We start from the raw sequence: 24394 nt of genomic DNA on the forward strand, positions 1-24394 counted from the left end.
TCAACCGTGGCGCGAGAAGATCAGTGAAGTGTTGATGCCGCCGAAGGCAAAATTATTGGACATGACGTGATTACAGTTAATATATCTTCCTTCACCAGAAATATAGTCGAGTTGGCCACATTCTGGATCAATTTCATTCAAGTTAATTGTCGGCGCAAACCACCCTTCGCGCATCATCTCGATACTGATCCACGCTTCCAGCGCGCCGCAGGCGCCGAGCGTGTGACCCATATAGCTTTTGAGGGAACTGATCGGCATGCGTGCGCCGAACAGCGCGCTCGTTGCCAGGCTTTCGGCCAGGTCGCCATGCGACGTGGCCGTGCCGTGCGCGTTCACGTAGCCGATCGCGTCGGGCGTCAAGCCGGCGTCCGCCAGGCTCAGTTCCATCGCCAGTTTCATCGTCGCGGCATTGGGCTGCGTGACGTGCGTGCCGTCGCTATTGGTGCCAAAGCCCACCAGCTCCGCGTGGATGGTCGCGCCGCGCGCCAGCGCGTGCTCGCGCTCTTCGAGGATCAGGCAGCCGGCGCCCTCCCCGATCACCAGGCCGTCGCGCGTGCGGTCGAACGGGCGCGGGCTGGTTTCGGGCGCGTCGTTGCGGGTGCTGGTGGCGAATAGCGTGTCGAATACCGCCGCCTCGGTCGCGTCGAGTTCTTCGGCGCCGCCGGCGATCATGGCGATCTGGCGCCCGCTCTTGATCGCCTCGTAGGCATAGCCGATGCCCTGGCTGCCCGACGTGCAGGCCGACGACGTCGTGATCACGCGCCCCGTCACGCCGAAGAACACGCCGATGTTCACCGGCGCCGTGTGCGCCATCATCTTGATGTAGGTGGTGGCGTTGATACCGCGCGTGGTGCGCTCTTCCATCATGCGGCCGAAGTCGCCGATCGCGCTAGGCGTGCCGGCCGACGAACCGAACGACACGCCCAACTGCCCGCCCGTGAGCAACGGATGATCGAGCAGGCCGGCATCCTGCAGCGCCAGTTCGCTCACGCGCGTGGCCAGCAACGCCACGCGGCCCATGCTGCGGGTGGCCTTGCGGTCGTAATGTTTGGGCAGCTCGAACGGCGCGGCCGGTGCGCCCAGCTGCGTGTTCAAGCCTTCGTAGCCGGCCCAGTCGGCCATGCGCACGATGGCGTTGCGGTACTCGCCCAGGCGCGCGCGCACGGTCGGCCAGTCATTGCCGAGAGGGCTGATGCCGGCCATGCCGGTGACGACGACGCGGCGGTTCATGCCAGGCCGCCGTTCACCGACAGCACCTGGCGCGTCACGTACCCCGCGTCTTCCGACATCAGGTAACTTACCGCCGCCGCCACTTCTTCTGGGCGGCCGACGCGGCGCGCCGGCACCATCTTGAGTGCTTCGTCCATCGGCACGCCATCGAGCATGTCGGTCTCGATCAGGCCTGGCGCGACGCAATTGACGGTGATCTCGCGCTTGGCCAGTTCCAGCGCCAGCGCCTTGGTCGCGCCGATGATGCCGGCCTTGGCCGCGCTGTAGTTGACCTGACCGCGATTGCCGATCAGGCCCGACACCGACGCCATCGTCACGATGCGGCCCGGTTTGCGGCGCTGGACCATCGGCATCACGAGCGGGTTGAGGACATTGAAGAAGCCGTCGAGGTTCGTGCCCAGCACGATGTCCCACTCCTCGCCCGTCATCGCGGGAAACGCCGTGTCGCGCGCGACGCCGGCATTGGCCACCACGCCGTAGTAGCAGCCGTGCAGGTCGATATCGGCCAGCAACGCTGCGGCGGTGGCGTCGCGCTGGCCGATGTCGAACTGCAGCACGCGCGCGGCGCCGCCGGTGGCCACGATCTCGGCCGCCACCGCATCGGCGTCGGCGCGCCGGTCGCGGCAATGCACGACGATGGCAAAGCCGTCGCGCGCCAGGCGCAATGCGATGGCCTTGCCGATGCCGCGTGACGACCCCGTCACCAGCACAGTTTTCTGGTTACTGCTCATTCGAACTCCGTTGCAAAAACGTTTCTACATTATGGGGCTGGAACACGGTGATGGTGGCGCTGGCCAGCGTCGATCCATCCGTGGCGTCAAGAATGCGACAGTCGAACGCCCCCAGGCCATTCTCGCCCTGCAGCGCGCGCTGCACGTGGATGTGCAGCACGCTCCCGACCGCAAACGCCGGCATGCTGCATACATAGCGGCGCGTACCGAGCAGGAAGCCCACCTGCACCGGCTCGCCCCGCAGGCGCGCCGTGTAGCCGGCGTGGGCCGCCACCGCCTGCGCCATGTATTCCACACCAACCCAGGCGCCAACCCCGCCGTCGGCGCAGAATACGCTGTCCGCCGCAATCACCACTTCGGCGCTCAGGTTCTCGTCATCGGCTGCCAGCAGGCGGCCCAGCAGCGACATGGCGCCGCTGTGCGGCACCAGTTCTGCGATCGCGGGCAGCATCATGCCAGCCTCCCGAACACCAGGGCCGCATTCGAGCCGCCGAACGCGAACGAATTACTGAGCGCGTAGCGGATCGGCCGGCCCAGGCGCGCGCCCGGCGCCGCCACATTCAGTGCTGGCAGCGCCGGATCCGGCACGCCATCCCACAGGTGCGGCGGCAGCCGGCCTTCGGGATTCTCGTCCTGCATCGCCAGCCAGCACAACGCCGCTTCGACCGCCCCGGCGGCGCCCAGTGTGTGGCCGGTAAGGGGCTTGGTCGAACTGACCGCCACCGACGCGCCGAACAGCGCCGCGACGGCGCGCGACTCCATTGCGTCGTTCTGCGGCGTGGCCGTGCCGTGCAGGTTGATATAGTCGATCGCATCGGCGCCGATGCCGGCGCGCCCCAGCGCATCGCGCATCGCAATGCGCGCGCCCCCGCCTTCCGGGTCCGGCGCCGAGATATGGTGGCCGTCGGACGACTCACCCCAGCCGCACAGCGCCACGGCGGCCGGCGCGCGACTCATCAGAAACAGCGCCGCCGCTTCGCCCAGGTTGATGCCGTTGCGGTTGGCGCTGAGCGGATTGCACGGCGCGCTGCTGACCGATTCGAGGGCCGAGAACCCCGCCACCGTGAAGCCGCACAGCGTATCGACGCCGCCAGTGACGACGGCGTCGCACACGCCCATGCGGATCAGGCGCGCGGCGCTGGCCAGCGCCTTGGCGCTCGACGAACAGGCGCTCGAATGCACGTATGCCGGGCCGCTCACACCCAGCTCACGCGCCACCAGTTCTGCGCACGAGCCCATCTCTTGCTGGCCGTAGTGAAAACCGGCCGGCAGCGCGCCGCTGCGCAGCTCCTCGGCCAGCGCCGTCTCGGCCGCGCTCACGCCCGACGTGCTGGTGCCGAGTACCACGCCCACGCGCGCGGCGCCGTATTGCGCGATCGCCGCGTCGAGCGCCGGCCGGATCTGCGCCAGCGCGGCCAGCGCGAGCGCGTTGTTGCGGCTGCGCAGGCGTAGCGGCAGACCGTCGATCGATGGCAGCGCGCCCATCACGCGCCCCAGCGGCATTGGGCGCCCGGGCGACCAGGCGTCCGACATGGCCAGGCCGCTGGCGCCATCCGCCAGCAGGCGCTGCGCGATCGCGGCGCGCTCGTCGCCCAGTGCGCACACGAGCGCGCAGTCGTTCAGGTAAATGGTCGACTCAAGCATGACGGGGCTCATTCGGTGGCCGACACCACGGTCAGGCGATAACCGTAGCGCACGTTGTCCAGCACCGCCGTGCCCTGCCAGCGCGGCATCGTGCTGTAGGAAACGGTGGCAACCACGGCGCCATCGCGACTGAGCGTGCGGCGCAAGCCGTCATCGACGATCGTCCAGCCGGGCGGCAAGGCGCGCGCGATCTCGGCGAGCGGCCACAGGGTCAGTTGCAGGTCTTCCAGCACATCGGCCGCGCGTACCTGGGATGGCAGCATCGCGTGGCGCCATTCCTTCACTTCACGCCCGTCGAAGTCGAGGCTCAGGACACGCATGCCCATCGCCAGGCCCACCAGGCTGACGTGCTGCGGATCGACTTCGAGCGCGGCCACCAGGTCATTGGTGGTACCGGCGCGTTCGACGGTCAACTGCTGCTGCACGCTGATGGTCTCGCCCAGCGCCGCAGGCACCAGGCGCAGGCCCAGGCGTGCGGGCGCTTGCGGTGCCGTGGCGCATGCGGCGAGAAGGAGCACGGCCGCGATTGGCGAGAGGCGTTCAAACAGGGTCAGGTGTTGCATGTTTCGAGTCCTTGGAGACGGAAAAACAGGGAGCGAACAGCCATACCAGCGCCGCGCCGACCAGCATCGTCAGCCCGAACGCCCGCAGCGCCGGCGTGCCGCTCAGGGCCAGCAAGCCGAACGACAGGATGGTGCTGGCCGCCGACAGCCCCACGGCCAGCCACGGAGCGTCGTCGCCATCGCTCGACTCTTCCTGCATGAAGATGCCGTAGTCGACACCGACGCCAAGCAGCAGCATCAGCGCCAGTACGTGGAACAACTGCAGCGGCTGGCCGGCAAAGCCCAGCACCGCCACCGTCAGGATGCTGGCCGCCGCTGTTGGCGCCAGCACGCGCCAGGTACGGCCACGGTAGCGCGGGAACAGCACGGCGAACACCACCGCATAGGCGCCCAGCACGACCCAGCCCATGGCGGCGCGATAACTGCCCAGCACCGCCGAAATGCCGCCGACCTTGTCGACCCATTGCACACCGTCGAGGTTCTGCGCCGCGCCAGCCAGCAGCGGCAGCGACGCGTAGCGCAGGCCGCGCAGCGCGACGATGCTGGCATGCGTCGGCGCGCCGCCCACGTCGACCGCGCCCAGCCACAGGTGGCGCCACGGCTCGGCGGCCGGCGTGCGCATGAAGTCATCGATGACGAGCGGCCTGGCGTTCGAGCGCAGGTGTGCGGCCGTGTCGACGGCCCATTGCGGTTCTTCGCCGATCTCTTGCGCAAGCAGCGACAGCGGGCCGCCCGTCGCCAGAAGCCTGGCCTCGACCAGCGCCCGGCGCTCGGCCTGGGCGCGCGCGGACGGCACCCAGTTCGACAGCGCCTGGTAGCCGGTGATGTGCTGCTGCGCGACCAGGCCGTCGAGGCGGCGCTTGAGGGCTTCTTCACGCTGCAGCACCTCTTCGCTCGACGCGCCCCGGACCAGGAAATACTGCACCGGGCTTGGTGCATCGAGCAGCTTGCTCAGCTTGATCTGGTCGCGGATCAACTCGGGCGGCGACGATTGCAGCGAGCGGATATCGTCGTTCGTCGTCAGCTGCAGCCAGCCGCCGATCGCCATGGCGCCCAGCAGCAATGCCAGCCCGATCGATTTCGGCCGATGTGAAAAACGCGGCCAGCGCGGCATCAGCTTGCGGTAATTCTGCGCCAGCCAGCCCGCCCCCAGCGTGCGGCCCGAGATCAGGCCCGGGAACCAGCACACGACCGTCAGCCAGGCAAACACGAGGCCCAAGGCCGAGAACACGGCCATGTGGCGCAATCCCGGGAAGGGGCTGAGAGCCAGACCCATGTAACCCACCACGGCCGCCAGCATGCTCAGGGAGAGGCCCGGCAGCAGGCGCCGCAGCAGCGCCGTCGAGCCGAGCGCCGGATCCGCGCGCAGGCGGTGGCACAAGAAGTAGATGCCGTAATCCTGCGCCACGCCGATCAGGCTCGCGCCAAACACCAGCGTCAACAGATGGATTTGCCCGAACAGCAGCCAGCACACCGACAGCGCGCCGAGAAAGCCGATCCCGATGGCGAGCAAGGTCAGGCCGATCGGCTTGACCGAGCGGAAGGTCAGCCACGTCAGCAGGATGATGCCGACCAGCGAGCCCACGCCGATCGTGTGGATCTCGCTGCTGGCCTGGCGGCCCGCAGCGGCGGCGTGCAGCATCACGCCGGCCGTGATGACCTCGGCATCGGGCGCCGCGCTGCGGGCGGCATCGCCCGCCTGCGCCAGCAACGGCACGACCGCATCCTGCGCGCCGAGCGAGAACGCCGAGGCTTTCAAGGTGTACGTCAGCAGCACGTACTCGCGCCCTTCACCGGCCACGAACAGGCGCCCGTCGCGCGGGCGCACCGGCGTTTCGCCCGCGCGCTCCTGGGCCCAGCCTGTGAACAGGCCGAACGGATCGTCGCGGAACGATCCGAGCTTCGGGCCAGAGAATGCGTTGTACAGGCGCGCCAGCGCGTCGTCTTTCCAGTACGCTGCCGGCTGCTCGCGCAACTGGCGCTCTTGCGCCGCGCCCACCAGCAGCAGCGCATGCGGCTGCAGGCTGGCCAGCCACCCGGCCTGGGTGTCGTCGCTCATGGCGTCGAACGCCAGCAGCGCGCCGTGCGGCGCGAGCACCTTGCGGTAGGCATCGGCCGCGCGGCCGGCATCGTTCCAGTCCTTCGCGCCGACGAGCACCACCACGCGCTGCTGCGCACTGTCGACCATGTGCGTGAACGACTGCTGCAGCACCGGGTCGCGCTTGTCCAGCGGCAGCAGCGCCAGGATGTCGGTGTCCGGCACGATGCGCTGGCCCAGCCATAGCCAGGCGTTATGCCCGATCAGCAGGCAGACAATGAAAGCCCAGGCCAGCGCCAGGCGACGTTGCGTGATCAAAGCTGGGCCGCCTCCTCAAGCAGCACGGCCCCCGGGCCGGTCTTGATGTCGGTGAAGACGATGTCGGTCTTGTCGCCGCTCTCCTCGTTCATCTGGATCGCGCGCACATAGGCGCCGCCTTCAAGAGAAATCGCGCCGACGGCGCGCGCCAGCGCCGCATTGCGCGCCTTGAGCTCGACCTTCCAGGTCTGGCCCGTGACGCTGCCGTTCACCTCGAACAGGCTGTCCAGTTGCCCAAGGTCGCCGCCCAGCAGCGAGAACAGCACGCCATTAATCATGCGCACGGTCGGTTCCTGGCTCGCATCGAGGCGCATCGCCACTCGGTCGCCCTGCATGTGGATGATTTCGTCGCGCTTCAGGCGCAGCGTATTCGGAAACGGCTTGAGGGTGCGCCACAGCACGCCCTTGCCGGCCACGACGCAGAAGCGCCCGGTCGACACCAACGGTTTCGTCATGCCGGCCAGGCGCTTGGTCTGGTCGAAGCGGCCGCACAACTGCTCGGGCTTGGCCAGCATGGCCTGAATTTGCGCGATCGGCGCGGCGGCGTGCGCACCTGCGGCGCCGAACGCCAGTACGAGCGACAACAGGATTTTTTTCATGGCGGCGTGACTCCCAGTTTCTCGAACAGGATGGCGGGCGAGGCAAAGCACATCTCCCCGCTGGCGATATCGACCGCGACCTGCGTGGTGGTCGCGCGGTTCAGGCGTTTGCCGCTGGCCGCATCAGTGATCGCGTACTCGATGTGCAGGCGATTTTCCCACTCGACGATCTCGGCGCGCAGCAGCAGGCGCTGGCCGAACGCGGCCGGCGCGGCGTAGCGCAGGTGCATGTCGATGATCGGCCAGGCATAGCCCGACGCGCGCATCTGCGCGTAGTTGTAATCGATCTTGTCGAACAGCGCGCAGCGCGCCACTTCGAGGTATTTGACGTAGTTGCCATGCCAGACGATCTGCATCGGATCGAGGTCGAAGAACTGCACCTGCATCTCGACCTCGGCCCACCAGCGGGCGGGCGCTTTCGCTTTACGCATACAAGCTCCAGGCTTGTGCGCGGATGCGTTCGAGCAGCGGGCGCAGCTCCAGGTCGAGACGGCGGTCTTCCACCACCGGCGCGATGTCGGCGCCCAGCGCATCGAGCATCTGCGCCAGCGGGGCCGGCAGCGCGCGCGCCGGGTCGAGCCGGCAGCGCAGCCATACGCCCTGGCGCACCGTGATCAACAGGCTTGCCGCCACCTGCTCGGTCAGTTCCAGCACGCGCAGGCAGTCGCGCGCGGCTATGGTGCCCATGCTGACCTTGTCCTGGTTATGGCATTCGGTCGAACGCGAAAACACCGACGCCGGCATGGTCAGCTTGAGCGCTTCGGCGGTCCAGGCCGAGGCGCTGATCTGCAGCGCCTTCAGGCCGTGATTGATGGCGGCGCGTTCGCCATCCATGCCCGACAGATTGGCCGGCAGGCCGGCGTTGTAGCGCGCGTCGACCAGCAGCGCCATCTGGCGGTCGAGCAGGTCGGCCAGGTTGGCGACCGCGTTCTTCATGCTGTCCATCGCAAACGCGATGTGGCCACCGTAGAAATGCCCGCCATGCAGCACGCGCTCGCCATCGCCATCGATGATCGGGTTGTCGTTGGCGCTGTTGAGTTCGTTCTCGATCCCGGTGCGGAAGAACGGCAGCGCGTCGGCCAGCACGCCGATCACATGCGGCGCGCAGCGGATCGAGTAGCGGTCTTGCAGGCGCTTGCCGTTGCGCTCCTGCTGGCCTGTGTAAGCCAGGTCGGCGCGCAGCCAGGCGGCCACGCCCTGCATGCCGGCATGCGGCTTGACCGAGAACAGCGTCTCGTCGAAGTGGTGATCGTTGCCGTCGAGCGCGAACGAGGCCATCGCGGTGATGCGGGTCGTCAGGCGCGTCAGATAGTCGGCGCGGTCGAACGCCAGGCAGGCCAGGCCGGTCATGACGGCGGTGCCGTTCATGATTGCCAGGCCTTCTTTCGGGCGCAGCCGCAGCGGCGCGATGCCGGCCTCACGCAGGGCTTCGCTCGCCGGCACCGGCACGCCGCCGCGCAGCACTTCGCGCTCGCCGCACAGCACGGCGGCAAGATACGACAGCGGCGTCAGGTCGCCGCTCGCGCCCACCGAACCTTCGCTCGGGATCAAGGGCAGCAGGTCGGCATCGAACAGCCGCACGATCTGCTCGAGCAGCCCCACGCTCACGCCCGAAAAACCCTTCGACAGCGACGCCAGGCGCGCGGCCATCACGGCGCGCGTCTGCGCTGGATCGAGGAACGTGCCCAGGCCGCAGCCGTGATAGGTGTACAGATGATGCGGCAGTTCATCGACCAGCGACAGCGGCACGGCCACCGTGCACGAGTCGCCGTAGCCAGTGGTCACGCCGTAGATCGCGCCGTCCTCGCGCAACAGGCGATCGAGGAAGTCGGCGCCGCGCGCGATCGCCGCGCGAAACACTGGATCGGTCGACAGCTCGGGCCGGGCCGCGCCGCGCGCGATGGCAACGACGTCGTCGAGCGTCAGGCGCTCGCGGTCGAAACGGACCGTGCGTACATCAGGGTTCACATCATTGGACTGCATCAGGACGTTCCGATCCGGGGGTATGCCAAAAATCATAGAAGTTGAACCATTCGAGCGGCGCGCGCCGCACATGGTGTTCGAGCTGCGCCGCAAAATCGGCCGCGAGCTCGCGCAGCGCCGCATCGCGATCGGCGCGCGGCAGCAGCACGCGATCGCGCAGGCAGGCGAAATGCAGTTCGTGCCGCGCGCCCTGGCGCACGGCGAACATCGTGTAGACGGGGCAGCCCAGCACCGACGCCATCACGTACGGCCCGACCGGAAACGCCGCATCGCGGCCCAGAAACGGCGCCATCACCACGCGCGGCGACGGCGACACCGGCACCCGGTCGCCCGCGATGACGATGAATTCGCCCTGCCCGATGCGTTCGGACAGCTGCATCGCCATCGCCGGCGTCATGTCGGTCACCTGCATCAGATTGAGTTCGCTGCGCGGATCGAGGCTGGCCAGCATCTTGTTGAACGCCTGCGCGTGGCGCGTGTGCACCAGCACCGTGACCTTCAGGTTCGGCGTGGACAAGGACAGCGCCCGGCACAGGTCGAGATTGCCCAGGTGCGCGCACACGAGCAGCGCGCCGCGCCGCCCGGCGATCATCTCGGCCAGCGGTTCGCCGCCATGCAGCGACACGGTCGAGAAATCAAACAGCCCGCCCCACAGCAGCATCTTGTCGAGGATCGATTCGGCAAAGGCGCCGAAGTGGCGCACCACGCCCAGGAATCCGTGCGGCGCACCGACACGCGCAAGGTAGGCGCTCGACGCGCGCCGCGCCCTGCCCTGTGTGGCGACGTACCACAGCAGCACCGGATACAGCACCAGACGAAACGGCCAGCGCCCGAATATGCGGCAGACCCAGAACAACAGGCGCATGCCGCCGACGAAGCTCGCTTCGTTGATCGCCGCCCAGTGGCGTGCATCCTGTGCATTGCTTACTTTTTCCATGTGCGGGCCAGCAGGCGGGGAATGCGCGGCAGCATGCCGAAGAACAGCGCCGTGTGCAGGCGTGTGATCAGGACGTTGTCGGTCCAGGCCTTGAAGTGCGAGACGCCGTCTTCGGGATAGCCGACCTTGGTCGGCATGCTGACGACCTCGACGCCGTCCCAGTACAGGCGCACCAGGATCTCGATATCGAAGTTCATGCGCAGGCCAAGCTTGCGGCGCGCCGCCAGCGCCACCACCGGCGCGACCGGATACACGCGAAAGCCGCACATCGAATCGCGGATGCTCAGCGACAGCGTGTTGATCCAGACCCAAACGTGGGTCAGGTAGCGCGCATACAGGCGCAGCGCCGGCACCGACTCGTCATAGATCGGGCAACCAGCAATCAGCGCCGCAGGTTGCGCGCGCGCCGCCGCCAAAAAACGCGGAATGTCGGCGACATTGTGCTGGCCGTCGGCGTCGACCTGCAGCACGTGGCTGTAGCCGTCGTGCGCGGCGCGTGCGAAGCCGGTCAGTACCGCCCCGCCCTTGCCCTGGTTGATCGCGTGGCGTTCCAGTACCAACCTGTCCGGATGCGCCGCCACCAGCGCGTCGAGCACGGCGGCGCAAGGCGGCGCGCAGCCGTCGTCGACCAGGATGCAGCGCAGGTCGTGCGCCAGCACCCGCGCCACGACCTTGCCGATGGCGTGTTCGTGGTTGTACACCGGGATGACGACGCAGGGGTGAAACATGATTACTCCGACTTGGCGAAACGCAGCAGCGAGTGACAGTAGCCGATGCCGTCGCGCGCCGTCAACAGGGTCAGGCCCGCGCCTCTCGCCAGGCGCACGTAATCATCGCTCTGATACACCTTGCTGTTACCGCTGGCGAGCACATTGAAGTAGGGCGACGTATTGATCAGGCAGTACGACGCGATGTCGTAGCGCTGGCGATCCCAGAAGGTGTCGAGCACGAGCACCTGGCCGCGCGGCGCCAGCGCAGCCGCCACGCGGCGGAAGATGCTGGCGATGGCGGCCTCCGAGAAGCAGCTCAGGAATTGGCTCATCCAGATCAGGTCCATGTCGCCCGGCAGTGCAGCCTCGCCCAGCAGGTCGGTCGGGTGCAGCTTGGCGCGTTCGCGCAGGCCGGCGTCCGTCAGCACCGTGTCGGCCACGGCCAGTTGGCCCGGCAAATCGACCAGGTGCAGCATCACCGACGTATCGTAGGCCAGCGCGGCCAGCGTGAACTTGCCGGTGTTGGCGCCGATGTCCATCAGGCGCCGCGGCGCGGTCGCGAACACGTCCGGCATGATGTCGGGGAACGAGGTATCCGAATAATAGTGGTCGAACGCGAGCCAGCTGGTGCGCGCCGGCTCGGGCAGTTGCGACAGGCCCTGGTACAGCGTCGGCCAGTCGCCGAACACCTTCAGGCCCAGCGGACGCTCGGCGTCGAGCGCGTGCTCCAGGTCGAACATGGCCTGGTAGCAGACGTCGTGGTTGAAGTCGATGTTGACTTGCGTGATCGGATCGGTCAGCACGACAAAGCCCGCCTTGTCGAGCGCGTAGCGGCCATCCTCGATCAGCACGACGCCGGCCGACAGGCAGGTTTCCAGCACCACCTTGAGCACGTACGCGCTCCAGCGGCCGTCCCGTGCCAGTGCGTCGATCGACAGGCCGGTGTCGCCGGCATCGGCAATCGCCTGCAGCATGCCGCGTTTCCAGGCGTAGCGCACGCACTGGAACACCACCGGTCCAAAGGCGATCTTTTGCGCTTCGAAGCGCGCGGCGAACGCGCTCTGGCCCTCGGGCGAGAATTGTTTGTTCAGCATGCGATGGTCATGGCCCTAACTGGATGCGGCCGCTGGCATGGGCGCCGGCGTCCGAGAAATAGCGGAAATTCAGGCTGCCCTTGGACAGGTCGTGGACCAGCTCGAGCCGCACCGGATGGCCGGGGCGGATCATTTGTTGAAACTTCAGTGCATTGACGCCGGCAAACGCGCCCGTCAGGCCCAGGTGCAGGCGTCCGTAATGGATCGCCCAGTCAAGCTGCACCACGCCAGGCAGCACGGGCGCGATGCGAAAGTGACCGTCGAAGTACAGCAAGTCTTCGGGCACCGTCAGCGCCAGCAGCGCGCGTGCCGGCGCGGTTTCCAGCACCTCGATGATCGGATAGCGCGGGCGCTCGGGTGGCGCGTCATCGAGCAGCGCCAGCAAACCAGCCACCGTGGTCTTGCCTTGTGCGTTGACGGGCCAGGCGTCGAGATAGCGCCAACGGCGCGGCAATGCCACCGCCTCGACCAGCGGCGCGAGCGCCGCGCGCAGGCGCGTGTTCAGCGCCAGCTTGCCGCCGCCTGCGAGCAGCGCGCGCCCTGCTTCACTCGGCAGCACGAAGGCTGCCAGCGCCTGGCGCGCAGCCTGCTGCACGCTGACGACCTTCGCTTCACGCACGAGGCTAGTGGCGATCAAGGCCGCCTCGAGGGCATCGAGCGCAATGCGTTTTTCTTCGATCTTGACGATGCGGTCGGCGCGCCCGCGCAGCACGAAGCGGCCAGCGCCGGCGTCGTCGGCGCGATCGGCCAGCGCCAGCCACGGTTCCACGCCGGCGTACGGCGAGGCCACGTCGAGCGTGCCGACCGGGCCGATACGCCAGCGCACATCCGGCAGTGGCGTCCACGCTTCGCCCGCATCACGGCGGCGCCAGGCGACGCCGCCGCTTTCCGAACTGCCGTACACCTCGATCGGGGCCTGGCCCAGCAGGCGCGCGGCATGGATCGACGCGTCCTGCTCCAGCATGCCGCCCGACGAGAATACCGCGCGCAGCATGTGCGAAGCGCCAGACCAATCGAGGTGCGCCGGCATGCGTTTCAGGTGCGCCGGGCTGGCCAGCAGGACGCAGGGTTGCTGCGCCAGGGCTGGCGCCAGGGTCTCGGGAAATTCATGACGCGCGGCGTGGATCGGGCGGCCGGCGGCCAGCGGCCACAGGACGCGAAACAGCAGGCCGTAGATGTGCTGGTGCGAGACGGTCGAGATCACGTGCGCGCTCTGCAGGCCGGCGCCGAACGTGCGCTCGAGCGCGGCGATTTCGCACGTCAGTTGCGCGAACCGCTTCGCGATCGGCAGCGGCGTGCCGGTGCTGCCCGACGTGAAGACGACCAGCGCCGCGAAGTCGTCGTCCGGCGCGTGCCATGCACCGTCCCAGTGGTCGCCGACAACTGGCGCGTCTGGCGCGCAGGCCGCCGGAAACGCGCCCCAGAATGCATCGACCCGGCCGGCCAGCGCGGCGCAGCTGGCCGGCAGCGTATCGGCCACCAGCCAGATGCTCTTGCGCGTAATCCAGGCGCCGATGAGCGCGGCGGCAAATTCGAGGCTGTCCTCGTGATACAGCGCCACGCGCGTGGCATCGCTGCACGCACCGAGAGCAGCCCAGGCGCGCACGCGCGCCAGCCACACACCATGCGTGACGGGCGCATCGTCGCGCCAGCCGGTCACCGCGTCCTTGCGACGCGTGGCAATCAGGGGGAACACATCACGCATGGTGCAGACGTTTGAAGCGCAGGCGCAGCAGGTATTCGCCGCCGAACATCGCGCCCATCAGGCCATACGCGATCACACCGTTGTAGAGCGACCAGACGGCGTTCGATGCAAACAGCGCCGTGCCCAGCGCGATGGCGCCGTTGATGACGAAGAACACGCACCAGGCCTGGGTCACGCGGCGTGTATACAGAACACCTGCAGGCGGCAGATCGGGCTCGCGCAGGCGCGCCAGGCCTTCGATCATCGACGGCCCCTTGATCAGGCTCGCGCCGAAAGCGGCCAGCATCGCGCCATTGACCAGCACCGGATACAGCTTGAGTGGCAACACGGCATTGGCCGCGACGGCCACGCCCACCAGCACCAGGGCCCCGGCCGCGCTCCAGCGCGCTGCAACGCTGATCTTGAGCGTGGGCAGGCGCGTGGCCACCGTCAGCAACAGCAAGCCCGCGAGCCAGCGCGGCTCGATGCGGTCGTGACCGAGCCAGATGGCCAGCGGATACACGACTGTCAGCAAGGCCGTCAGGACATTCCAGTGCACGGCGTTACGCCGCTTCGGTCTGCGTGTCGGCCGGCGCAGTGGACAGGGCCACCAGCGCATTGACCACGTCGTCGATCGTGCGGATGGTCTTGAACACGTCCGGCTGCAGGCGCTTGCCGGTCATTTGCTTGAGCTTGACGGCCAGGTCGACCGCGTCGATGCTGTCGATGTCCAGGTCGGCGTACAGGTTCGAGACCGGCGTGAGCGACGCGCGATCGAGTTCGAACATCTCGGCCAGCAGGTCGGCGACCCAGACGAACAAGGCGTCGCGGTTCATGTCTTCAATGCGTACCATGGGCTTCTCCTACTTCTTGCGGTTTGCTTCGATCATCGACGCCAGCGCACGCACCGACGCGAAATGCTGGCGCGTCTCTTGCGCTTCGGCCGACAGGGTGATGCCGTAGCGCTTCTGCAGCGCGACGCCGATCTCCAGGGCGTCGATCGAGTCGAGGCCCAGGCCATCGACGAACAGGGCGGCCTCGCTGGCGATATCGTTGGGCGTGATGTCCTCGAGCTGCAGGACATCGATGATCAGGTGTTTCACTTCGAGTTCAAGCATGGTGCTGGCTTTCTTTCATGAATAACTGTTGCAGGCAATCGGTCAACCGGCGCGCCGCGACCACCTCGGAGGCGTCGCGCACGAAGTCGTCGACCGCGATGTCGTCAAGGACGTCGATGCGAAAATGCGCCTGGCGCGGCGGCACGTGCCACCACTTGTCGCCCTTGCCCAGTGTGGGCGGATCGCAGCGGATCACGACCGGCGTCACGGCGCGCAGGCCGCGCACCGCGATATTGGCCGCGCCCCGCTTCAACGTGGCTGCGCCGCCCGGCGGCGTTCGCGTGCCTTCCGGGAAAATAATCAGGTTGCCACCGGCGCGCAGCGACGCGATCCCGTCGCCGACCAGGTCGGGCCCGCGGTCGTTGCGGATATACCCGGCCGCGCGGATCGGGCCGCGCATGAACGGGTTGGTCGACAACGCGCCCTTGACGATGCAGTCGGCATTCGGCACGAACGCAATCAAGAACACGGTATCGATCAGCGTCGGGTGATTGGCCAGGATCAGCTGGCCCCGGCGCGCGAGCTTGTGCAGGCCGCGCGCCTCGTAGCGCAGCACGCCCAGCAAGCGCATGACGCCGACAAATGCCCGGAAACTCAGGCTCACCGCGCCGCGCGCCGCGCGCTGGTGCGCTCCCGGATGGCGCACGCACAGCGCCAGCAGCGGAAACACGAGCACGCGCAGCGCCACGCCGCCGATGCCGAACAGCGCGAACGACAAGCCGGTGGCGAGCACCCGCCAGAGGCGCCCGAGGCTACTGCCCATCGCGGCTCCAGGTCCAGCGCTTGCCGCCGGCGTCGCGCACCAGTGTGCGATCACCGCTCAGCTGAAAACGCAGCACATCGAGGCCGCCGGGCATGCGCGGCATGGGCGTGTCGGCAGCTTCCGAGGCCTGCCAGGCCAGGCGCAGCACGGGCATGTCGGTCTGCACATCGGCCTGCACCGGCGCGATGGCCCAAGCGAACGCGAACGGCTGTTCGTCGCAATCCTGGAATGCTTCGAACGGTGCGGGCAGCGCCGTGTCGCACGCCACAATCAGCACCATCGGCGCGCCGTCGGCCAGTTGGCCGCAGGCTTCGATGACGGCATGCTCGAACGTGGCGCCGCCGGCGGCCAGGGCCACGTGGTTGGCGCGGTCGGTGCGGGCAATGGCGAACAGGCCGGCGCTGGCATTGTGCACGGCCAGGCCGAAGGCGGTTGGCGAGAGCGGCTCGCCGCGCGCCAGCTCGCGCAACAGCTCGACCGAGCGCACGACTTCGCCGTGACGCGAGCAAAACACGGTGGGAACGCCCTGCGCCTGCCCGATGCAGGCGTACGCCACTTCGAGCGCCATGCGCCCGAGCAGGCCGGCGCGGCGGCGCAGCATCGGCGGCATCGCGGCAACCCTGGGCTCGGCGCCCGGCGTCAGCGGCCAGGGCGCTTGCGCCCAGTCGGCCCACCCTTCCTGCGTGCTCACGCCGGGCGCCCATGCGGCGTGACGCGCGATGGAGAAGATGACCTCGTTCTCGTTCATACAGTGCCATCAATGGGGAATCGGCGCGCGCCAGCAGGCGCCCGGGAAAACTGACACGATTATAATCGCTCAGTTTCCTCCCGGGAATTACCAAGTGGTGAAAAATCGCAAAATTTGCAACACTCCGCAAATCCGGCTTGGGTGCGGTCAGGCCGTCGGCAGCACGTCTCTTAATGCGTCCGGCAACGGCGCCGACTTGCCAATCCTGAAATCGACCCACACCACCTTGGCCATGCCATGCGCGTGCAGCTCGCCCGGTTCGCCATTGGCGTCCAGCAACCGGATCTCGTGCGAGACTTCGACGCTCGAACGCCCCGGCGGCGCCACGAAGGTGCGCACCTCGATCTCGCCCGGATAGGTCAGCTGCTTGAGGAAGTTCATCGAGGCGTTGACGATCACCGGCCCTTCGCCGCGCGGATCGGGCAGGCCGCCGACCTGCTCGAGCCAGGCGATGCGGGCCGATTCGATATAGCGGAAGTAATTGGTGTTGTTGACGTGGCCCATGGCGTCCATGTCGCCCCAGCGGATCGGCATGCGCATGGTGTGCACGGGCTTTGGTGCGGTGTTTTCACTGCTCATTCTGTTTGTCCAGGCGTTCAGTGCGCCATCATGCCGTCATCGGCCGTGATGATGGCGCCGTTGATGAAGTGGGCTTCTTCGGCGGCCAGCAACAATAGCAGGCCGTCAAGGTCTTCGGGCCGGCCGGCGCGCTTGCGCGGCAACATCTCGACCAGCTTGCGGCCCTGTTCGGTCTCGAAATAATCCTCGTTCGAGTCGGTGGCGATATAGCCGGGACAGATGGCGTTGACGTTGATGCCGTACTTGCCCCACTCCACCGCCATGGCCTTGGTCATCTGCACCACGCCGGCCTTGCTCATGCAGTACACGCCGATCTGCGGCAGCACGCGCAGGCCGGCCACCGAGGCGATATTGACGATGCGGTGCTGCTTGCGCGGATCGCCCTTGGCGCGCGCGATCATGCGCTTGGCCGTCTGCTGGGCAACAAAGAACGCGCCGCGCAGATTGGTGTCCATGATGTAGTTGTAGTCGTCTTCGCCGACGTCGATCAGGCGCTGGGTAGACGACACGGACGAGTTGTTGATCAGGATATCGATCGGGCCGGCCTCGGTCTCGGCATGGGCGATGGCCGCCTTGATGCTGCCCAGGTCGGTCACGTCGAGGCGCACCACATGGGCGGCGCCGCCGTCGGCTTCGATTTCGGCGCGCAACTCCTTGAGCCGCTCGACCCGGCGCGAGGCCAGCACGACCTGCGCCCCGGCGCCGGCCAGGGCCTTGGCGAAGCGCGCGCCCAGGCCGCTGGACGCGCCGGTGACCATTGCAATCTTTCCTTCAAAATTGACTTCAATTCCCACGTCCGACTCCCCGATGTAAGTGCGATCACGAGTTGCGAAAGCACCATGATCCCACAAATGTCGGGTATTCGATTGCCCCTTCTAATATTGCCCTTACAATGGCCGCGATATTGCATTGAACAGCAAAAACCCGCACACTCGTGCTATTTTCGTGATTCCCGTCATTACTCTCCCAAAAATATCATGACAGAGACAACCAACCTGCTCGAACAATACGGCCCGCGCGATGCGATGGAATACGACGTCGTGGTCGTCGGCGGCGGCCCGGCCGGCCTGTCGGCCGCTATTCGCCTGAAACAACTGGCAGCGGAAAAAGGCCAGGAAGTCACCGTCTGCGTGCTGGAAAAAGGCGGCGAGCTCGGCGCGCACATCCTGTCCGGCGCGGTGATGGATCCGCGCGCGATGGATGAGCTGATCCCCGACTGGAAAGAAAAAGGTGCGCCGCTCAACACGGCCGTGACCGAAGACCGCGTGTTGTTCCTGACCGAGAATAAATCGTTCGCCACGCCGAATTTCGCCATTCCACCGGCGCTGGCCAACCACGGCAATTACGTGATTTCACTGGCCAATGTGGTGCGCTGGCTCGGCCAGCAAGCCGAAGCGCTGGGCGTGGAAATCTTCCCGGGCTTTCCGGCCGCCGAGATCCTGTACAACGAAGACGGCTCGGTCAAGGGCGTCGCCACCGGCAATATGGGCGTGAAACGCGATGGCGAGCCGGGCCCGGAATTCCAGCTCGGCATGGAGCTGCACGCCAAGTATACGTTCTTCGCCGAAGGCTCGCGCGGCCACCTGGGCCGGCAGTTGATGGCCAAATATGAGCTGAGCAAAGGCAAGGATCCGCAGACTTACGGTATCGGCATCAAGGAACTGTGGGAAATCGATCCGGCCAAGCACCAGCCGGGCCTGGTGATCCACACGGCCGGCTGGCCACTGCCGAACGACACCTATGGCGGTTCGTTCCTGTACCACCTGGAAAACAACCAGGTTGCGGTCGGGTATGTGGTCGGCCTGTCGTACCAGAATCCGTACCTGTCGCCGTATGACGAGTTCCAGCGCTACAAGACGCACCCGGCCATTCGCGGCTTCTTCGAAGGCGGCAAGCGCATCTCGTACGGCGCGCGGTCGATCACCGCGGGCGGCCTGCAATCGCTACCGAAAACCGTGTTCCCGGGCGGCGCACTGATCGGCTGCGATGCGGGCTTCCTGAACACCAGCCGCATCAAGGGCAGCCACGCCGCGATCAAGACCGGCATGCTGGCCGCCGAGGCAGCCTTTGCCGCACTGGGCGAAGGCCGCACGAGCGACGAGCTGACCAGCTTCCCGGCGGCGTTCGAGCAATCGTGGCTGCACGAAGAACTGCACGTGGCGCGCAACTTCAAGCCGTGGATGAGCAAAGGCCTGGTGCTGGGCACGATCATGACCGGCATCGACCAGATCGTGTTCCGTGGCAAGGCGCCGTGGACGCTGCACCACAAGCATGCCGACCACGAGTGCCTCAAGCCGGCCTCGCACTTCAAGCCGATCGCCTATCCGAAGCCGGATGGCAAGCTGACCTTCGACAAGCTGTCGTCGGTGTTCATCTCGAACACCAACCATCGCGAAGACGAGCCGATCCACCTGACGCTGAAGAACCCGAGCGTGCCGGTGGATGTGAACCTGGCCAAGTATGCCGGCCCGGAACAGCGTTACTGTCCGGCCGGGGTGTACGAGTACGTCAAGCGCGACGACGGCGGGGATCGCCTGCAGATCAATGCCCAGAACTGCGTGCACTGTAAAACCTGCGATATCAAGGACCCGACCCAGAACATTGTCTGGGTCACCCCGGAAGGCGGCGGCGGACCGAATTATCCGAATATGTAATCGCTCGGGCGGGCTGCGCAACGGTCCGCCCGCTTTTATTTCTACTGCTGACTTTGTACGAGACGTCCTACAGAATCGCCGCCAATGCTCTGATTGGCAGGCGATGCGAACGGCGTAGCATCGGTTGCTCACACACCATTGGCAGGAGACGAATATGGGTGATTACAAAGGACAGAACGACAAGGCGTCGGCGCAGAATCCGGGCCAGCAAAGCGGTAATCTGCAGAGCGGCAAGCAGCAGGGCATTCAGCAAGACTTACAGCAGGATATCGCCGGCAACAAGCAATCCATTGGCCAGCAGGCTGGCCGTAATCAGGACGGAATGCAGGACGGAATGCAGCAGGGCAAGCAGCAAGACATCGGCAGCCAGCAAGGGGCCGGTGCGCAGCGGCAGAACCAGCAACAGGGTGGCCAACATGCATCAGGTGGCACCCCGGCGCTGGATGACCTGAACGCCGACCGCGACAGCCGCGACCAGGGTTCGCCGGGCAGCGGGTCCCGGCAAATGGACCAGCAGAGCGACTGGGAAGGCAAGCAGGACAAGAAACGCTGAGGTGGCACTGTCCACGCAAAAGCGCGGCGCCTTGATCGGGCCGCGCTTTTTTTGCGTGGCTCAGGGTGGCGGCGTGCTACTGGCATCGTGACCGAACCACTTGCGCGACAGCGCGCGCAAGGTGCCATCCGCACGCGCTTCGCGCAGCGCCTTGTCGATCGCCAGCTTGAAGTTCGGGTGGCCCTTGCGCATCGCGATGCCGACGCGCTCGACATTGCCGACGCGGGCGCCGGCCTTCAGCGGCAGTTGCGTGTGCTTGATCAGGTAATCGACCAGCAGGCTGTCGTCAAGCAAGGCATCGATTCGCCCGAATGCCAGGTCCTGCAAATTCTCGGGCATGGCCGGATAGCTCTTGACCTCGATGCCGGGAACGTCCCTGGCCCGCTGTTCAAACACGCTGTTCTGGCGAACGCCCAGTTTGCGACCCTTGAGATCGCCCAGCGTGCGATACGTGGCGCGTTCATTCGTGCGCACGATCAGCTGGAACTGCGAATAGGTGTAGGGCGCCGAGAACTCGAATTCCCTTTCCCGCTGTGGCGTGATGATGACCTGACTGATCGCGACATCGACCCTGCCCGCGCTCAGCGCCGGCAAGATCGCGCTCCATTCGGTCAGCACGAATTGCGGCTTGAGGCCCATGCGAATGGCGACGGTGCGGGCCACGTCGACATCGTAGCCGGTCAGCTGCCCGCTTTTCGTGTCACGGAAATTAAACGGCGGATAGGTGCCCTCGAGCGCGATGCGCAGCGTGCCGCGCGTGGCGGTGATATCCGCCAGGTCGGCCGCCGCTGCCCATGGCGTGCACAGCGCTGCAAGCGCCGGCGCCAGTGGCAGTGCCAACATTCGCGCCAGCGCGCGGCGCCGCCGTTCCCTTGCTATCCCTTCGGGCATCTGCCAGTTCCCCGCACGGTCAAAAACACGTTATAACCGAAAAACAGCGCGAATGACCAGAGTCAAGAGCGCAAGACGATGCGCTTTTGCTCGCGCGCCGAGCGGTAGACGGCCTCGATGATGCGCATGTCGCGCAACCCTTCCTCGCCCGGGACAAGCGGCTCGCGGTTCTGCAGCACGCATTGCGCCATATGGTCGAGCTGGCCGACCCACTGGTTCGCGTAAGGCCCCGGCGGTGGTTTGACCTCGGTCTTGTCGCTGCGTTCAGCGCCGACCCACATGCGTTGGCCGCTGTAGGCGGTGGCCGGTTCCAGCTCGATCCGGCCCTTCTCGCCCATCAGCAAAAACTGGTTGCGGTTGGCGCTGTACATCGACATGCACGAACCGATTGCGCCGGACGGAAACTCGAGCTGGAAGTCGATCATGTCTTCCACTTCGCGGAAGCGCGGATCGCTGCGGTTGGTGGTTTCTTTCGCGAACACGGCCAGCGGCTCTTCCCCGGTGGCATAGCGCGCCGCCTGCAAGGCGTAGATGCCGATGTCCATCAGCGAGCCGCCGCCGGACTGCGCCTTCTTCATGCGCCAGCTGTTGGCGTCGCCCGCGACAAAGCCATGCTCGGAGCGGAAATAACGGATCGTGCCGATCGCGCCGGCACGCGCCAGTCGGATGGCCTCGACATTGTGCGGCTCGAAGCGCGAGCGGTAGCCGATCATCAGTTTCTTGCCGGCCTTGCGGCACGCGGCGATCATCTGCTCGCACTCGAGCGGATTGAGCGCCATCGGCTTTTCGCACATCACGTGCTTGCCGGCCTGCGCAGCGCGGATCGTGTACTCGGCGTGCATGAACACGGGCAGGCAGATATAGACGATGTCGATGTCGGGGTTGTCGCGGATGCGGTCGAAGTCGCTATACGAATAGATGCCGCGCTCGGGCACACCGTATTCCTGCGCGACTTTCCTGGCCTTGGCGGCGTCGCCGCTGACCAGCGCCACCAGGCGGCTGTGTTGGCAATGTTGGAATTGCGGGATGATGCGGCCCAGGCCATAGCCGCCCAGGCCCACGATTGCGTAGCCGAGCTTGCGTCCGGTGCTGGCCCAGCTCGAACCCATTGCACCCGCCGCCAGGACGCCACCTGCCGCCATTACCAGGCCACGCCGATTTACATCGATCATTCTTGTCTCCTTTATCACGTCTGTTCAGGAAGGATACAATTGATTCATATGAAATGATAGCGGTAGCATCGCTGTCTTCCAATCGTCCACCTTGCCAGGAGTTGCCATGTCCGTGTCCCACCGCCGTGCTCCCCGTTATGCCTCTTTGTTGCGTCTGATGCTAGCCGCCGGTGTTACCACCGCCGTGTGTGGCGTCGCATCCGCCGCGCCGGCCGCCAGCTGCAGCGGCAAGGCCCCGTCGGGCGAACTGAAGGCCGAGCGCATCGCCGCGATCACGCCCTCGCGAAACGAGCCGGGACTGTACGAGGGGCCGGTGTGGATGGGCGGTGCGCTGTATTTCTCGGACTTCAGCTTCAGCCAGGGTTTCCCGTCGCGCGTGCGCAAATACGTTCCCGGCGGCGCGGTCACCACGGCGCTCGATGATGCGGGCAGCAACGGCCTGGCGGTCGATGCCAAGGGCGCGCTGGTGGCCGCGACCCACAAGTACAAGGCATTGTCACGCTACGACCTGGCGGGCGGCAAGCGCACAAACGTGGCGGCGCAGTTCCAGGGCCAGGTCTTCAATTCGCCAAACGATATCGCCATCGCGGCCGACGGCACGATCTACTTCACCGATCCGGATTACCAGAAAGCGGCGGCGCCCGGCGGCCAGCCGGTGACCGGGATTTATCGGGTGGCGACGAGTGGCGCGGTGACGCTGGTCGACGGCTCGCGCAAGAATCCGAACGGGATCGCCCTGTCACTCAATGGCGACACGCTGTACGTGAATGCAAGCGACGGCGCGGTGCGCGCCTACCCCATCAAGGATGGCGTGCCGCAAGCGGGCCGCGACCTGATCAAGGGGATCGAGAATGGCGACGGCATGACACTCGACTGCCATGGCAACCTGTACGTGACGGAACATGCGCCGAAACGGGTGCGCGTGTTCTCGCCGCAGGGCCGCGAACTGGCAACGATCCGGGTCGATGCCAACGTCACCAACGTCGCCTTCGGCGGGGCCGACGGCAAGACGCTGTACATCACCGGCGCCGGCGCCGTCTGGCAATTGCCGCTGGACGTGAGCGGCCTTCCCTACTGAGGTTTTCCGCGAACCCGGCTTACCAGCTCGGGCGCGAACCCGGGCCGAAGTTGTGGCCCGTGACCAGCGTGGTGCTCTGTACGAGCGTCGACAGGCCGAGGATCAGCTGCACGAGCTTGTCGTCCGGCAGCACCCAGAATTGGCCGCGCGGTTGCACGGCGCCGGCGGCGGCCATGATCAGCGGCGCGATCCAGGCGGCGTCGCTGTCGACGTCGAGCAGGACGGCGTCGGCCGTCGTCTGCATGTGCACCAGCCCGCCTTCGGCCAGGGCGAAGCAGATGCCCACGCCCGTTTCGTGTGGCGCGATCAGTTCCTGCATGGCGGCGTTGTGTTCGTCGATCCACAGGTCGACGTCTTGCGGCGTCTCGAGCGACGTCCAGGGACGGGGTTTAAAACGTGGGGGCAGTTCGGGCGGGAGGGTCATGTGCTGCACGCAAAAGGGGACGGGGCGTATCTTACGGCAATTTCGGTCGCCGCGCCCCCCGGTCACTTACGTGACGTCGAGCGTCACGAGCCGCACGTTCACCTGCCCGCCATCGATGATGAGTTCGCCGACCGATACGGGCAGTGCAAAGCGGCGCCGCCCCGCCGCGCCGGGATTGACATACAACACCCCGTCCCGCTCGACGCACGCCGGCTTGTGCGTGTGCCCGGTGACGACGACGCGCACGCCGCTGGCCACGGGGTCGATGGCCAGTTCATTGAGATCGTGCAGCATGTGGATGGCCACGCCGGCGAACGTTACGGTCACCGCTTCCGGCAAGGCCAGCGCCCATGCGCCGATGTCGTTGTTGCCGCGCACGCTCGTGAGCGGTGCGATCGCGGCCAGGCGCTCGAGCGTGGCCGGATCAACGATATCGCCTGCGTGCAGCAGCGCATCGCTGCCTTGCAGGAAGTCGAGTGCTTGCGGGCGCAGTAACGCGTGTGTATCGGAAATCAGCCCGATGCGCAGCGCCACTTATGGTCGCTTGCTGCCGGCCATCTTGGCCGTTGTGTAGACCGAATACAGCGCAGCGAGACCGACCAGCACGTACACGACGCGGGTGAGCGTGCTACCCGGCTCGAACAGCACGCCGATCATGTCAACGTCGAACAGGCCGACCATGCCCCAGTTCAGGCCACCGATAATCAGTAGCGCCATCGCGATGTAATCCAGTGCGGACATGGCCGAGTGGCCATGCGTGCGCGCCATTACGCGGCGATCGGGAATAGAACGGCGGTCCATGGTTGGTGTATTGATGGTTGACATCACAGCCTCCTGGGAAAGACGTGGAAATCGTCGGGACGGATGCCCCGGCGCCTGCTGG

28 protein-coding genes are annotated in these 24394 nt (G+C 66.5%); 3 read left to right on the forward strand and 25 right to left on the reverse strand.

Annotated features, from left to right (window positions below; genetic code table 11):
* The 20 genes from AB2N08_RS03705 to AB2N08_RS03800 form a co-directional block, all read right to left on the reverse strand.
* Positions 1-1230, reverse strand: coding sequence for a beta-ketoacyl-ACP synthase (locus AB2N08_RS03705; protein WP_367609255.1), 1230 nt, complete (start codon positions 1228-1230; stop codon positions 1-3).
* Complete coding sequence (fabG, locus tag AB2N08_RS03710) at positions 1227-1961, reverse strand: 3-oxoacyl-ACP reductase FabG (RefSeq protein ID WP_367609256.1); 735 nt, start codon at positions 1959-1961, stop codon at positions 1227-1229. Before fabG ends, AB2N08_RS03705 begins: the two co-directional genes overlap by 4 nt.
* Entirely contained in the window at positions 1951-2415 is a 465-nt protein-coding gene (locus AB2N08_RS03715; protein WP_367609257.1) for an ApeP family dehydratase, read from the reverse strand. The genes fabG and AB2N08_RS03715 overlap by 11 nt, the downstream gene beginning before the upstream one ends.
* Positions 2412-3605, reverse strand: a complete 1194-nt coding sequence (locus AB2N08_RS03720; RefSeq protein ID WP_367609258.1) for a beta-ketoacyl-ACP synthase — start codon at positions 3603-3605, stop codon at positions 2412-2414. Before AB2N08_RS03720 ends, AB2N08_RS03715 begins: the two co-directional genes overlap by 4 nt.
* Before the next feature lie 8 nt (positions 3606-3613).
* Complete coding sequence (locus AB2N08_RS03725; protein WP_367609259.1) at positions 3614-4168, reverse strand: DUF3261 domain-containing protein; 555 nt, start codon at positions 4166-4168, stop codon at positions 3614-3616.
* Positions 4146-6524 (reverse strand): MMPL family transporter, encoded by a 2379-nt coding sequence (locus AB2N08_RS03730; RefSeq protein WP_367609260.1) that lies wholly within the window; start codon positions 6522-6524, stop codon positions 4146-4148. Before AB2N08_RS03730 ends, AB2N08_RS03725 begins: the two co-directional genes overlap by 23 nt.
* Positions 6521-7123: an outer membrane lipoprotein carrier protein LolA gene (locus AB2N08_RS03735; protein WP_367609261.1), complete on the reverse strand. Its 603-nt coding sequence runs from the start codon at positions 7121-7123 to the stop codon at positions 6521-6523. The genes AB2N08_RS03730 and AB2N08_RS03735 overlap by 4 nt, the downstream gene beginning before the upstream one ends.
* A complete protein-coding gene (locus AB2N08_RS03740; RefSeq protein WP_367609262.1) occupies positions 7120-7554 on the reverse strand; it encodes an acyl-CoA thioesterase in 435 nt (144 codons plus the stop codon). The genes AB2N08_RS03735 and AB2N08_RS03740 overlap by 4 nt, the downstream gene beginning before the upstream one ends.
* On the reverse strand, positions 7547-9106 hold the full coding sequence (locus AB2N08_RS03745; RefSeq protein ID WP_367609263.1) for an HAL/PAL/TAL family ammonia-lyase: 1560 nt from the start codon (positions 9104-9106) through the stop codon (positions 7547-7549). Before AB2N08_RS03745 ends, AB2N08_RS03740 begins: the two co-directional genes overlap by 8 nt.
* Positions 9093-10043, reverse strand: coding sequence for an LpxL/LpxP family acyltransferase (locus AB2N08_RS03750; protein ID WP_367609264.1), 951 nt, complete (start codon positions 10041-10043; stop codon positions 9093-9095). The genes AB2N08_RS03745 and AB2N08_RS03750 overlap by 14 nt, the downstream gene beginning before the upstream one ends.
* The gene (locus AB2N08_RS03755; RefSeq protein ID WP_367609265.1) at positions 10031-10771 is read right to left on the reverse strand and encodes a glycosyltransferase family 2 protein; all 741 of its coding nucleotides are present in this window, start codon (positions 10769-10771) and stop codon (positions 10031-10033) included. The genes AB2N08_RS03750 and AB2N08_RS03755 overlap by 13 nt, the downstream gene beginning before the upstream one ends.
* A gap of 2 nt (positions 10772-10773) precedes the next feature.
* Positions 10774-11847 (reverse strand): class I SAM-dependent methyltransferase, encoded by a 1074-nt coding sequence (locus AB2N08_RS03760; RefSeq protein WP_367609266.1) that lies wholly within the window; start codon positions 11845-11847, stop codon positions 10774-10776.
* A gap of 7 nt (positions 11848-11854) precedes the next feature.
* Positions 11855-13552, reverse strand: a complete 1698-nt coding sequence (locus tag AB2N08_RS03765) for an AMP-binding protein (RefSeq protein WP_367609267.1) — start codon at positions 13550-13552, stop codon at positions 11855-11857.
* On the reverse strand, positions 13545-14090 hold the full coding sequence (locus AB2N08_RS03770) for a hypothetical protein (protein WP_367609268.1): 546 nt from the start codon (positions 14088-14090) through the stop codon (positions 13545-13547). Before AB2N08_RS03770 ends, AB2N08_RS03765 begins: the two co-directional genes overlap by 8 nt.
* Before the next feature lie 4 nt (positions 14091-14094).
* Positions 14095-14385, reverse strand: a complete 291-nt coding sequence (locus tag AB2N08_RS03775) for an acyl carrier protein (protein WP_367609269.1) — start codon at positions 14383-14385, stop codon at positions 14095-14097.
* Positions 14386-14394: 9 nt separating this feature from the next.
* A complete protein-coding gene (locus tag AB2N08_RS03780) occupies positions 14395-14649 on the reverse strand; it encodes a phosphopantetheine-binding protein (protein WP_367609270.1) in 255 nt (84 codons plus the stop codon).
* Complete coding sequence (locus tag AB2N08_RS03785; RefSeq protein ID WP_367609271.1) at positions 14642-15412, reverse strand: lysophospholipid acyltransferase family protein; 771 nt, start codon at positions 15410-15412, stop codon at positions 14642-14644. The genes AB2N08_RS03780 and AB2N08_RS03785 overlap by 8 nt, the downstream gene beginning before the upstream one ends.
* Positions 15402-16160 (reverse strand): beta-ketoacyl synthase chain length factor, encoded by a 759-nt coding sequence (locus AB2N08_RS03790; RefSeq protein ID WP_367609272.1) that lies wholly within the window; start codon positions 16158-16160, stop codon positions 15402-15404. The genes AB2N08_RS03785 and AB2N08_RS03790 overlap by 11 nt, the downstream gene beginning before the upstream one ends.
* A 147-nt stretch (positions 16161-16307) precedes the next feature.
* Positions 16308-16739 carry an acyl-CoA thioesterase gene (locus tag AB2N08_RS03795; protein WP_367609273.1) on the reverse strand — a complete coding sequence of 144 codons (432 nt, stop codon included), beginning with the start codon at positions 16737-16739 and terminating at the stop codon, positions 16308-16310.
* 17 nt (positions 16740-16756) lie between these two features.
* A complete protein-coding gene (locus AB2N08_RS03800) occupies positions 16757-17533 on the reverse strand; it encodes an SDR family oxidoreductase (RefSeq protein ID WP_367609274.1) in 777 nt (258 codons plus the stop codon).
* Positions 17534-17716: 183 nt separating this feature from the next.
* On the opposite strand from AB2N08_RS03800, the gene AB2N08_RS03805 reads away from it, so the two are divergent.
* Both AB2N08_RS03805 and AB2N08_RS03810 read left to right on the forward strand, forming a co-directional pair.
* On the forward strand, positions 17717-19393 hold the full coding sequence (locus AB2N08_RS03805; RefSeq protein WP_367609275.1) for an electron transfer flavoprotein-ubiquinone oxidoreductase: 1677 nt from the start codon (positions 17717-17719) through the stop codon (positions 19391-19393).
* A 154-nt stretch (positions 19394-19547) separates the two neighbouring features.
* Positions 19548-19946 carry a hypothetical protein gene (locus AB2N08_RS03810; RefSeq protein WP_367609276.1) on the forward strand — a complete coding sequence of 133 codons (399 nt, stop codon included), beginning with the start codon at positions 19548-19550 and terminating at the stop codon, positions 19944-19946.
* Positions 19947-20006: 60 nt separating this feature from the next.
* Here the strand turns inward: AB2N08_RS03810 and AB2N08_RS03815 are convergent, their stop codons facing one another.
* Together AB2N08_RS03815 and AB2N08_RS03820 are read right to left on the reverse strand one after the other, a co-directional pair.
* Positions 20007-20789: a transporter substrate-binding domain-containing protein gene (locus AB2N08_RS03815; RefSeq protein WP_367609277.1), complete on the reverse strand. Its 783-nt coding sequence runs from the start codon at positions 20787-20789 to the stop codon at positions 20007-20009.
* Between the two features lie 110 nt (positions 20790-20899).
* Positions 20900-22009: a Gfo/Idh/MocA family protein gene (locus tag AB2N08_RS03820; RefSeq protein WP_367609278.1), complete on the reverse strand. Its 1110-nt coding sequence runs from the start codon at positions 22007-22009 to the stop codon at positions 20900-20902.
* Positions 22010-22115: 106 nt separating this feature from the next.
* Here AB2N08_RS03820 and AB2N08_RS03825 point away from each other — a divergent pair, with 106 nt between their 5' ends.
* A complete protein-coding gene (locus tag AB2N08_RS03825) occupies positions 22116-23087 on the forward strand; it encodes an SMP-30/gluconolactonase/LRE family protein (protein ID WP_367609279.1) in 972 nt (323 codons plus the stop codon).
* Positions 23088-23106: 19 nt separating this feature from the next.
* On the opposite strand, the gene AB2N08_RS03830 is transcribed toward AB2N08_RS03825, so the two are convergent.
* The 3 genes from AB2N08_RS03830 to AB2N08_RS03840 all read right to left on the reverse strand — a co-directional run bounded on the left by AB2N08_RS03830 (position 23107) and on the right by AB2N08_RS03840 (position 24336).
* Positions 23107-23511 carry a hypothetical protein gene (locus AB2N08_RS03830; RefSeq protein WP_367609280.1) on the reverse strand — a complete coding sequence of 135 codons (405 nt, stop codon included), beginning with the start codon at positions 23509-23511 and terminating at the stop codon, positions 23107-23109.
* 66 nt (positions 23512-23577) lie between these two features.
* Entirely contained in the window at positions 23578-24039 is a 462-nt protein-coding gene (locus AB2N08_RS03835) for a metallophosphoesterase family protein (RefSeq protein ID WP_367609440.1), read from the reverse strand.
* 6 nt (positions 24040-24045) lie between these two features.
* Positions 24046-24336: a DUF378 domain-containing protein gene (locus tag AB2N08_RS03840; RefSeq protein WP_367609281.1), complete on the reverse strand. Its 291-nt coding sequence runs from the start codon at positions 24334-24336 to the stop codon at positions 24046-24048.
* Positions 24337-24394: the final 58 nt, after the last annotated feature.

Origin of the sequence: Massilia aurea (assembly GCF_040790145.1) — a bacterium.
Classification (GTDB): domain Bacteria; phylum Pseudomonadota; class Gammaproteobacteria; order Burkholderiales; family Burkholderiaceae_D; genus Telluria; species Telluria aurea_C.